This is a genomic window from Zoogloea dura (genome assembly GCF_012927165.1).
Taxonomy (GTDB): Bacteria; Pseudomonadota; Gammaproteobacteria; order Burkholderiales; family Rhodocyclaceae; genus Zoogloea; species Zoogloea dura.
This window is the reverse complement of record NZ_JABBGA010000054.1, coordinates 1-9,340: the sequence shown is the minus strand read 5'-3', so window position 1 is coordinate 9,340 and position 9,340 is coordinate 1. Positions and strand designations below refer to the sequence as shown.

Genomic DNA, 9,340 nt, shown 5'->3' with positions numbered 1-9,340 from the left:
GCAACCTGGTGCTCAAGGGCTCGCCCAGCGCCGGTGCGCCGGGGGGCTGTACCGAGGCCATCAGCGGCCTGGGCGACCAGGGCAACCTCAACTACGGCCGCGGCGACACCTTCACCAATTACCTCAAGGGCACCCACGAGCTGCTCCTCAAGATGCCCGAGGACGTCAAGTTCATGGCCCGGGTGAGCTGGCTGAAGGATTTTGCCGCACCGCACACCTCCGGCTACGTCAGCGGCGGCAACCCGCCTGGCGTCGGCAGCCTCACCGACGACGCGAAGGAAGACCTGTCCTTCAAGGCGCGCATGCTCGACCTGTGGGTCAGCAAGGAATTCAGCATCGGCGAACAGCGGGCACGGGTCCGCGTCGGCAACCAGGTGATCAGCTGGGGCGAGAGCCTGTTCATCCCCGGCGGCATCAACCAGGTGAACGCCATCGACATCATGCGGCTGTCGCAACCGGGCACCCAGCTGAAGGAAGTCTTCCTGCCCGCGCCCATCGTCAGCGTGGCCAGCGGCCTGGGCGCCGGGGTGAACGTCGAGGCCTACTGGCAGGCCAAATGGAACGACAACTACTACCCGCCCACCGGCAGCTACTGGTCGGTGGTGAACGGGCTGGGGCAGGGCGACCGGGCCTACGGCCTGGCCCGCGGCAAGGCCCGCCGGGACGGCCAGTACGGCGCCGCGGTGCGCTGGCAGCCCCAGGGCACCCAGCTCAACCTGGGCTTCTACGGCATGGCCTACCACGACAAGGCGGCCCAATTCTCCTACAACCTCGACGGCAGCGGCGCCCCCGGCTGGGCCTACCCGGAGGACCGCCGCATGTATGGCGTGAGCGCCAACTTCCCGGTGGGTGACTGGGCCATCGGCACCGAGCTGTCCTACCGGCCGAAGGACGCCGTGTCCCTCAACCCGGCCAGCGGCTGCGCCGGCACGGGCGGCAACTGCTATGTGGACGAGAAGAAGTTCCAGTGGCACCTCACCGGCCTCTTGAGCATGACGCCCAGCGACTACGGCGGCATCCTCAACGCCCTCGGCGGCGCCCAGACCGCCACCTTCATGATCGAGGCCGTGGCCATCAAGTACCCGGGGCTCAAGCGCAGCTACAACGGTGTGCCGGTGGGCGCCGGCGCCTGGGGCTGGGGCACCGAGAACGACCCCGGCGCCGCGGCCACCGCGGTCGGCACCAAGACCTCCTGGGGCTACAACCTGGACTTCAGCTGGGTGTACGACGGCAGCCTGATCCCGGGCTGGCAGGTGGTGCCCGAGATCTACTACTTCCAGGCGGTGAAGGGGCGCACCCCGACCACCACCGGCACCTTCATGGAAGACGCCAAGTCGGCCAACTTCATCGTGAACTTCGTGCAGAACCCGGCCACCTGGCAGTTCGGCGTCAACTACGCCAAGTTCTGGGGCGGCCAGACCCGCTACGACCAGCCCTACAAGGACCGGGATTTCATCGGCGCCTTCGTCTCACGCAACTTCTGATGACGGCCGGGGGGCGGGGCAGCCCGTCCCCCGGGCGCAGGTGGACCCATCATGCTCAATCCGTTCAGTGTCGACAGCGTCGACCAGTTCCTGACCCGCAGCCTGCGGGCCCTGGAGGGTGCCCTCTTCGGCATCCGCCGGAGCCTGCTGGCCGTACTCCTTGTCTTTACCGCGGTGATGGGCTGGTTTGCCCTGCAACTGCACATGGACGCCGGCTTCGAGAAGCAGATGCCGGTCGGCCATGAATACATCGAAACCTTCCGCACCTACCGCGACGACGTGCTCGGCGCCAACCGCATCACCGTGGTGGTCAAGGCCCGCCAGGGCACCATCTGGAACGCCCCGGCCCTGACCCGGCTGTACGAGGTGACCCAGGCGGTGATGTTCCTGCCCAACGTGTCGCGGCTGGGGGTGCAGTCCCTGTGGACCCCCAACAGCTTCGTCAACGAGATCACCGAGGACGGCTTCCGGGCCGAGCCCATCATCGACGGCACGGTGACCCCGGAGAGCCTCGACGCCGCCACCATCGGCAACATCCAGCGGGCCACCAGCCAGGGCGGCTACGTGGGCACCCTGGTGTCCCGCGACCAGACCAGCGCCATGATCACCGCCGAGCTCAACGAGATCGATGCGGAGGGCAACAAGATCGACTACGTGGCCTACAACCACCTGCTCGAGGAACAGATCCGCAGCAAGTTCGAGGACGCCGGCTTCGAGATCCAGATCATCGGCTTTGCCAAGCAGATCGGCGACATCGCCGACGGCGCCAAGGGGGTGCTGGTGTTCTGCGCGGTGGCCCTGCTGCTCACCGCCCTGGCGGTGTACTGGTACTGCCACTCGGTGCGCCTGACCCTGCTGCCGGTGTTCTGCTCGCTCACCTCGCTGATCTGGCAGTTCGGCACCCTGCGCCTGCTCGGCTACGGGCTGGACCCGCTGGCCGTGCTGGTGCCCTTCCTGGTCTTCGCCATCGGCGTCTCCCACGGGGTGCAGCAGATCAACTTCATCGTCCGCGAGATCGCCCTGGGCAAGAGCACCGACGAAGCGGCGCGCCTGTCCTTCAGCGGCCTGCTGGTGCCCGGCACCCTGGCCCTGGTGACGGCCTTCGTGTCCTTCGTCACCCTGGTCCTGATCCCCATCCCGATGGTGCGCGAGCTGGCCATCACCGCCTCGATCGGCGTGGCCTACAAGATCCTCACCAACCTGGTCATGCTGCCCCTGGCCGCCTCCCTGTTCCACTTCACCAAGGACTACGCCGAGAAGGCCATGACCAAGCGCGAGAAGCGTGCCGGCTGGCTGCGCGGCCTGGCCCGCCTGGCCGAGCCCCGGCGCGCCGCGGGGGTGCTGGCGGTGACCGCGGTGATCTTCGGTGTGTCGGTGTGGCAGAGCAGCGACCGGGTGGTCGGCACCCTCGAGCCGGGCGCCCCGGAGCTGCGCCAGGACGCCCGCTTCAACCGCGACGCGGTGGCCATCTCGTCAAGCTACGACACCGGCCTCGACTGGCTCACCGTGATCTTCGAGACCACGCTGCCCGAGGCCTGCGAGAACACCGCCATCGGCGCCTACCAGGACGAATTCGTGGATGCCATGCAGCGGGTGCCGGGGGTGATGTCGATCAGCGCCTTCTCGAGCCAGCTGCGCACCTACAGCGAGGGCTACAACGAGGGCAACCCGAAGATGAACGTGGTGCCCTCCGACCCGGGCAACTACTCCGGCCTGGCCGTCGAGGTGGGGCGCATGCGCGGCTACATGCGCAAGGACTGCAGCATGACCGCCGTGCATCTCTTCCTCACCGACCACAAGGCCGCCACCATCAACCGGGTCATCGACCAAGTGAAGGCCTTCCGCGCCGCCGAGACCCTGGAGGGCGTCAGCATCCGCCTCGCCGCGGGCAACGCCGGCGTGCTGGCGGCGGTGAACGACGAGGTGGAGATCAGCGAGCTGCCGATGATGCTCTATGTGTACGCCGCCATCGTGCTGCTGGTCTTCATGGTGTATCGCGACTTCCGGGCCGTGATCGCCTGCTGCCTGCCCCTCACCGTGGGCACCTTCATCGGCTACTGGTTCATGAAGGAGCTGTCCATCGGCCTCACCGTGGCGACCCTGCCGGTGATGGTGCTGGCGGTGGGCATCGGCGTGGATTACGCCTTCTACATCTACAACCGGCTGCAGTACCACCTGGCCCACGGCCAGCCCATCGTCAAGGCGGTGGAGCACGCCATCATGGAAGTGGGCATGGCCACCATCTTCACGGCGATCACCCTGGCGGTGGGAGTGGCCACCTGGGCCTTCTCCGCCCTCAAGTTCCAGGCCGACATGGGCAAGCTGCTGGCCTTCATGTTCCTGGTCAACCTGGTGATGGCGATGACCGCGCTGCCGGCCCTGGCCGTGTGGCTGGAGAAGATCTTCCCGCGCCGTGGCCCGGTCAAGGCCCCCGGCATCCTCGATCACTGAACGGAGCACCTGCGATGAACGATCTGACTTCCGCGCGGGCCGCTGTCGCGACCCGACGCTGCCGGGACGCGCTGATCCTGGCCCTCTTCGGCGCCAGCCTGGCCCTGCCGGCCGGCTCCGCCCATGCGGCTCCGGCCACCGAGCAGGCCGCCCGCGCCAACCCCCATGCCGACCAGGCCATGCTGCTCGGCGCCACCCGGGCCGGCAGCCGCCTGGTGGCGGTGGGCGACCACGGCACCATCATCCTCTCCGACGACGGCGGCAAGACCTTCCGCCAGGCCCGGCAGGTGCCGGTGCGGGCCATGCTCAACGCGGTGAGCTTCGCCGACGCCAAGCACGGCTGGGCGGTGGGCCACCGCGGGGTGATCCTCGCCACCACCGACGGCGGCGAGACCTGGACCCTGCAGCGCCAGGACCTGGACAAGGACCAGCCGCTCTTCTCGGTGCTGTTCACCGACGCACAGCACGGCTGGGCCTGCGGGCTGTGGTCGCTGCTGCTGCGTACCGACGATGGCGGCAAGACCTGGCAGAACGTGAGCCTGCCGGTACCCCCCGGTGCCAAGCGGGCCGACCGCAACCTCTACAGCCTCTTCGCCGACGCGAAGGGCGGGCTGTTCATTGCGGCCGAGCAGGGCAGGGTGGTGCATTCCCGCGATGGCGGGGCTAACTGGGACTACCTGGATACGGGCTACAAGGGCTCGCTGTGGGCGGGCGCAGCCCTGGCGGATGGCACGCTCCTGGTCGGCGGCCTGCGTGGCACTGTCCTGCGCTCGACCGATGGTGGGGCGAGCTGGGCGCGGGTGGAGGTTCATGCCTTGAGTTCGATCACGTCGATTTCCGAGTGGGCCGGCAAGGTCCAGCTGGGTGCGCTGGATGGCGTCAGCCTGATCAGTACCGACGCAGCCCGGAGCTTCCAGCTGACCCAGCGGCCGGATCGTCAGCCGATTACCGCCGTCGTGGCCCACGCGCAGGGTAGCGCGCTCTTCTCGAAGAGTGGTGTGCTTGGTGCAGAGCCCCGCGGGAGTGAGCCTGCGCCAGGGGCGCTCAAATGAAATTCGTCGTGTCGATGTTCTTTCTTGTCTTGCCGATGATGGTGGATGCTGCTCCGTCCGATCCCATGCCTGAATATAGAGAAGCCTTGCAGCACGAGCTGGATAACCGCGCCGTGGCAAGACATGTCGTACCGGTGATGGCCGGCATGTACAAGGGAAGGCCTGCGGGGGAGTTCTGGGAGGCCTACCAGGCGCTGGAGAATGCCCAGGCGCCCCTGTATGGGGAGCACGGCCAGTGCCATGGCCTGATGGCGTCAGGGTTTGTTCCATGGATAAAGGCAAAGACGTCGATCGTGTTCGCATGGCTGATGCGCGGCCGCTTTGTGAGCTTGCTTTCAGGTGCAACGCAGCGCTACCTTGCCGAGCTGGAGCAGGTGCCTGTCCCCGGTCAGGAGCGGGACAGGGCGTTCTGGAGGTATGTCGTTGCCCAGGAGCGGGCGCAGGTTCAGGCGTTGGCGCTGGCGGCTGAAGACAAACATGCAGAAGCTGCACAGATCCTGAAGGGCTTCAAGGATTCGGTCTTGCCGGCGGCCGTGGAACACAGGGCATGCGAGGAGGATTCGTCATCCTGAGGGTGGGGATTGATGGGGATGTGCCGGGGGATGCCAATGAGCAACGATCGTTCGGGTTCCGACCACGATGTCGGGACGCACGTGCTGTCAGAATTTGCCGAGACCTTCGGGCACAGTGCGCAAAAGATCATTCATTCAACTGGGTGGGTCGTTTATGTCGTTGGCCCCGAGCTGAGAATCAAGCACTTCCTGGCGAGTGAAGCCAAGGCGGCGGAAATGGCCGATTACGAACGGCACTACGCCCGCCTTGACCCTCTGGCGCCGGCAAACTGCATTTTGAATGGCCGCCTGGTCGCGTGTCTGCGCGAAGCGCTTGTCCCTGTTTCGCCCGAGCATATGGAGTACAGGTCTGCCTTCATGGGGCGGCACCATATTGTCGATGCCCTGGAGATATTCCTGAGGTCTGATTCCGGAATAATCATCGGCTGTTCACTTGTCCGGCACGGTGATCTTCAGGGCTTCTCTGCCGGGGAGATCCGTCAGGCGGAAGGGCTGCGGAGCCTCGGCGAGTTTGCCTTGTCCCGGCTTCTTCCAGGCAGCCTGTTGAAGGTAGACACCCTTGCAGGACGCTTTCCGGCACTGACTCCCCGGGAAGTGGCCTTGCTGCAGCTCGTTGCCGTGGGCTTGAGCAACAAGCAGTTGAGTGATGAGCTGAACATTGCGCTGGCGACGGTGAAGAGCCATTTGTTGAGCATATTCCGCAAGCTGGATGTCCGGAGCCGGGCCGAATTGGCGGCCAGGGTCCTGCTTTGAGTTGGGGCACGAAAATCCTGACGGGCAATGTCCTGTTGTCAGGATGCCCCGGAGTCTCCCGCCGGACTGCTGGCCTGCTGCGGAACTGCCGGCCTGGGGGGCAGACCGTTCCCGGACCGCGCGTCGGGCTCGAACAGGCCGCGCTTCATGATGAATCGCACCCATCCCGCGGATAAGACACCAATGCCGCCCAGGACACATCCCGTGACGAGGATGACATTTTCCGGGGTGTGGGCGATGACATAACCCATGCCTGCAATACCGACCAGTTGTGGCACGGGAAACAGCGGTGAGCGGAAGAGCCTGGCTGCCGATGGATGGCGCAGGCGAAGTACCACGAGGTCGAGGTGCGCGATGATGTACGCGAGCAGCCACGAGGCCGATGCCGCAACGACCAGCGTCGTGATCGTATCCGGCCTGCTTCCCAGGAGTACGAGAGGAATCCCGCTCAGGATGGCCATGAATACTATGGCAACCCAGGGTGTGCCGTATTTCGGGTGCAGTCTCGAAAAAATGCCCAAGGCCTGGCCGTTTTGCGCCATGCCGTACAGCATCCTGGAAACACCCGCCAGGATCCCATTGATCAGGCCAAGGGTCGCGGCGCTTGCGAAAACCAGCAGGATTGCGGAGCCGGCCTGGCCGAAGACCGCACGGGCATATTCAAGGTGCGGAAACGCGCTGCCGGTCAGTGTTTCCCGGGGGAGAACCCGCATGGCCCCATACGCATACAGTGCATAGAGGACGCCCAGCGTTGTGATGCCGGCAAACATCGAGCGGGGAATGTTGCGCTCCGGATGGCGGGTTTCCTCGATCATCGGGCAGACAAACTCGGCAGCCACGAAACACCAGAAGAAAAGCGCGATGCTTGAAGAGAGCGCCTCGCCGGACGTCAGGTGAGGCGCGGAAGAGGGCAGCGGCTGGTGCGTGACGGTGGGTACCCAAGCCATGGCCACTCCGGTCGCCAGCATCAGGGCAAGCTTGACGCTTGTCGTGGCGTTCTGGAACGCCGCGAAGATGTCCGTCCCGCGGATGTTGAGAAGGGTCAGGACGGCGAGCATCAGGAGCGGAATCAGGTTGGGGGGTATTGACAGGTCGAGGGTCTCGCGAATGATGTTGTCAAACAGGATCAATTCCGCGGGAAGGCCGAACATATTGACGACGACGTAGCCTGAGAATGTAGCGAGCAGTGCGGGAAAGTGCCCGAGAGCGACTTCCGTGTAGGTGCTCAGCCCGCCTGCGGACGGCATCATGAGCGCAAGCTCGGAGAATGAGGCCGCATAGGTGAGGGCCAGCACAAAGGCAATCAGGAAGGCGGTCGCAACAATCCAGGGCGACCCGACGCTTGCCATGCCGACGCCCTGCAAGACACCCACAAGCCCGACCTGGGAGATCGCTATGCCAACGATCATTGCGACCAGTGAAGGCAGGCCCAGCACCTGTCTGCGGTCATGGGAAACGCTCATGGTGCTGTCCATCCTGAATGACGTGCTGCTTCAATGAATAAACCGGCAATTCCTGGGGGAATGTCAGGCCTGGCTTTCAGTGCCGTGATGGGCAATGCTGCCGACAATCCTCGCAAAGGCTCCGACACCGAAGTTCCGGATCGACCGGAAATCATGTTGTTCGTAGCCGAGGATCTTCCCCGTGGTCTTCATCGCGTGCAGGTCGATGCAGATCAGTCCCAGCGTGGGAACGATCTTTTCGCGCCATACGAAAAGGTAGAGGCCGTTTCCGATCTTGTAGTAGTGGCAGGTGTCCGTGTCGCACAGACCGCGTTCCGAGCCTTCGAGGCAATGCCATGAATAAGAGCGGTCGTTGAGGTAGATGTGTTCGTAGTTTTCCTGCCTGTTGTAGCGGTACTCGATGCGCTTGCCGATCAGATCCCGCGTCTGTTGCGGCAGAGGGGCCGCCGGGGAGAAGTCGCGGTCGAGCGTGCCGCGCAGGAAGCTGCTCCTGACCCCGGTCAGTTCGAGCTTCCGGTCGATCCGCTCAAGCATGGACAGCGATGCTTCCTCCCTGTCGGGCAGTGTGCCGATGACGGCGATGAATACGCCGTTCTCGAGATCCAGGACAAGGCTGACGCTCGTTGCTGCTTCGCAGTGCTTGACGAAGTCGACCAGGTAGATGCCTGGGCGCGGGCAGGTCGCAACATAGTTGTCCGTATCGAGGCCGGGGTTGGCCTCTCCGCGAAGCACTTCCCAGGTCAATCGGTCTTCGCTCAGGAAATGGTGCCGGATGATCCAGCCGTTCTCGAAATGGAGGCAGATCTCTTTTCCCGAAAGATCTGCCACCGGGGGCAGGGTGTTGTTATCCGGGGCAAAGGCATCACCAAGGGCGCCAACGGGGATCCAGTCTTGTGTCATTGCTCATCTTTCCTGAGTTGGATGTGTCAAGGGAATTGACTCAGGAAATTGTCCCGTGCAGCGAGCCGGCCCGCATCAACCAAAAGTCTGATTCTGCCGTGGCGCCTTTCAGGGACTTGAACGGCGCCGACTTCCAGGGAGACTTCGATGCGTGAAGAGCGGCCGCCCGGCCCCGCTCACTGCGCCATCGCCGCCTCGGCGTGGGTCAGCAGCCAGGCGATCTCGCCCTTGTTCTGGATGTGCAGTTTGGAATAGGCCTGGCGCAGGTGGTGGCGCACGGTGGCGGGGGAGAGGCCGAGCCTGCGTGCCACGGCCTTGTAGGTGAGCCCTTCGCCGAAGAGTCGCGCGACGGACAGCTCCTTGGGGGCCCCCCGCGTCAGAATAGTTGTCGCCTCTCTATGATGTTGAACCTGGGGGCGACAAGGATGAGAGATGGCTCGGTACGGAGAAGCATTCAGGAACAGAGCGGTGGCGCGGTTGTTGCCGCCGGAGAGCGCCCAAGTGGGCGTGGTATCACAAGAGATTGGGGTTTCGGTGCAGACATTGGAACGATGGCGTGAGGATGCGCAGTCCAGGCCCGCCCGAGGGCGGGCCTGGACTGCGCGCGCTCGACTCGAAGCGGTGATCACTACGGCGGCGATGGACGAGGCCGGCAAGAGCGCCTG

9 protein-coding genes are annotated in these 9,340 nt (G+C 64.8%); 6 read left to right on the top strand and 3 right to left on the bottom strand.

Annotated features, from left to right (window positions below; all coding sequences use genetic code 11):
- From HHL15_RS25685 to HHL15_RS25665, 5 genes are all read left to right on the top strand, one after another.
- On the top strand, window positions 1-1,484 hold a 1,484-nt coding region (locus HHL15_RS25685; protein WP_169148629.1), incomplete at its 5' end, for a DUF1302 domain-containing protein.
- 51 nt (window positions 1,485-1,535) lie between these two features.
- Window positions 1,536-3,935 carry an efflux RND transporter permease subunit gene (locus HHL15_RS25680; RefSeq protein WP_169148628.1) on the top strand — a complete coding sequence of 800 codons (2,400 nt, stop codon included), beginning with the start codon at window positions 1,536-1,538 and terminating at the stop codon, window positions 3,933-3,935.
- Window positions 3,936-3,949: 14 nt separating this feature from the next.
- Window positions 3,950-4,987 (top strand): WD40/YVTN/BNR-like repeat-containing protein, encoded by a 1,038-nt coding sequence (locus HHL15_RS25675; protein ID WP_169148627.1) that lies wholly within the window; start codon window positions 3,950-3,952, stop codon window positions 4,985-4,987.
- Entirely contained in the window at window positions 4,984-5,559 is a 576-nt protein-coding gene (locus HHL15_RS25670) for a hypothetical protein (RefSeq protein ID WP_169148626.1), read from the top strand. The genes HHL15_RS25675 and HHL15_RS25670 overlap by 4 nt, the downstream gene beginning before the upstream one ends.
- Window positions 5,560-5,595: 36 nt before the next feature.
- On the top strand, window positions 5,596-6,312 hold the full coding sequence (locus HHL15_RS25665; protein ID WP_169148625.1) for a helix-turn-helix transcriptional regulator: 717 nt from the start codon (window positions 5,596-5,598) through the stop codon (window positions 6,310-6,312).
- 38 nt (window positions 6,313-6,350) lie between these two features.
- Here the strand turns inward: HHL15_RS25665 and HHL15_RS25660 are convergent, their stop codons facing one another.
- The 3 genes from HHL15_RS25660 to HHL15_RS26690 form a co-directional block, all read right to left on the bottom strand.
- Window positions 6,351-7,775, bottom strand: coding sequence for an APC family permease (locus HHL15_RS25660; protein WP_235943674.1), 1,425 nt, complete (start codon window positions 7,773-7,775; stop codon window positions 6,351-6,353).
- A 63-nt stretch (window positions 7,776-7,838) separates the two neighbouring features.
- The gene (locus tag HHL15_RS25655) at window positions 7,839-8,675 is read right to left on the bottom strand and encodes a molybdenum cofactor biosynthesis F family protein (RefSeq protein WP_169148623.1); all 837 of its coding nucleotides are present in this window, start codon (window positions 8,673-8,675) and stop codon (window positions 7,839-7,841) included.
- 176 nt (window positions 8,676-8,851) lie between these two features.
- Window positions 8,852-9,031, bottom strand: coding sequence for a response regulator transcription factor (locus HHL15_RS26690; RefSeq protein ID WP_235943675.1), 180 nt, complete (start codon window positions 9,029-9,031; stop codon window positions 8,852-8,854).
- Between the two features lie 76 nt (window positions 9,032-9,107).
- On the opposite strand from HHL15_RS26690, the gene HHL15_RS25645 reads away from it, so the two are divergent.
- Window positions 9,108-9,340, top strand: a 233-nt coding sequence (locus HHL15_RS25645) for a transposase (protein ID WP_169147065.1), incomplete at its 3' end; no start/stop codon positions are given.

What these genes read in the sequence shown, in the direction of transcription:
- HHL15_RS25660 (WP_235943674.1), bottom strand. Translation starts at nt 7,775, where the DNA reads ATGAGCGTTTCCCATGACCGCAGACAGGTGCTGGGCCTGCCTTCACTG.
- HHL15_RS25670 (WP_169148626.1), top strand. Translation starts at nt 4,984, where the DNA reads ATGAAATTCGTCGTGTCGATGTTCTTTCTTGTCTTGCCGATGATGGTG.
- HHL15_RS25655 (WP_169148623.1), bottom strand. Translation starts at nt 8,675, where the DNA reads ATGACACAAGACTGGATCCCCGTTGGCGCCCTTGGTGATGCCTTTGCC.
- HHL15_RS25680 (WP_169148628.1), top strand. Translation starts at nt 1,536, where the DNA reads ATGCTCAATCCGTTCAGTGTCGACAGCGTCGACCAGTTCCTGACCCGC.
- HHL15_RS25665 (WP_169148625.1), top strand. Translation starts at nt 5,596, where the DNA reads ATGAGCAACGATCGTTCGGGTTCCGACCACGATGTCGGGACGCACGTG.
- HHL15_RS25675 (WP_169148627.1), top strand. Translation starts at nt 3,950, where the DNA reads ATGAACGATCTGACTTCCGCGCGGGCCGCTGTCGCGACCCGACGCTGC.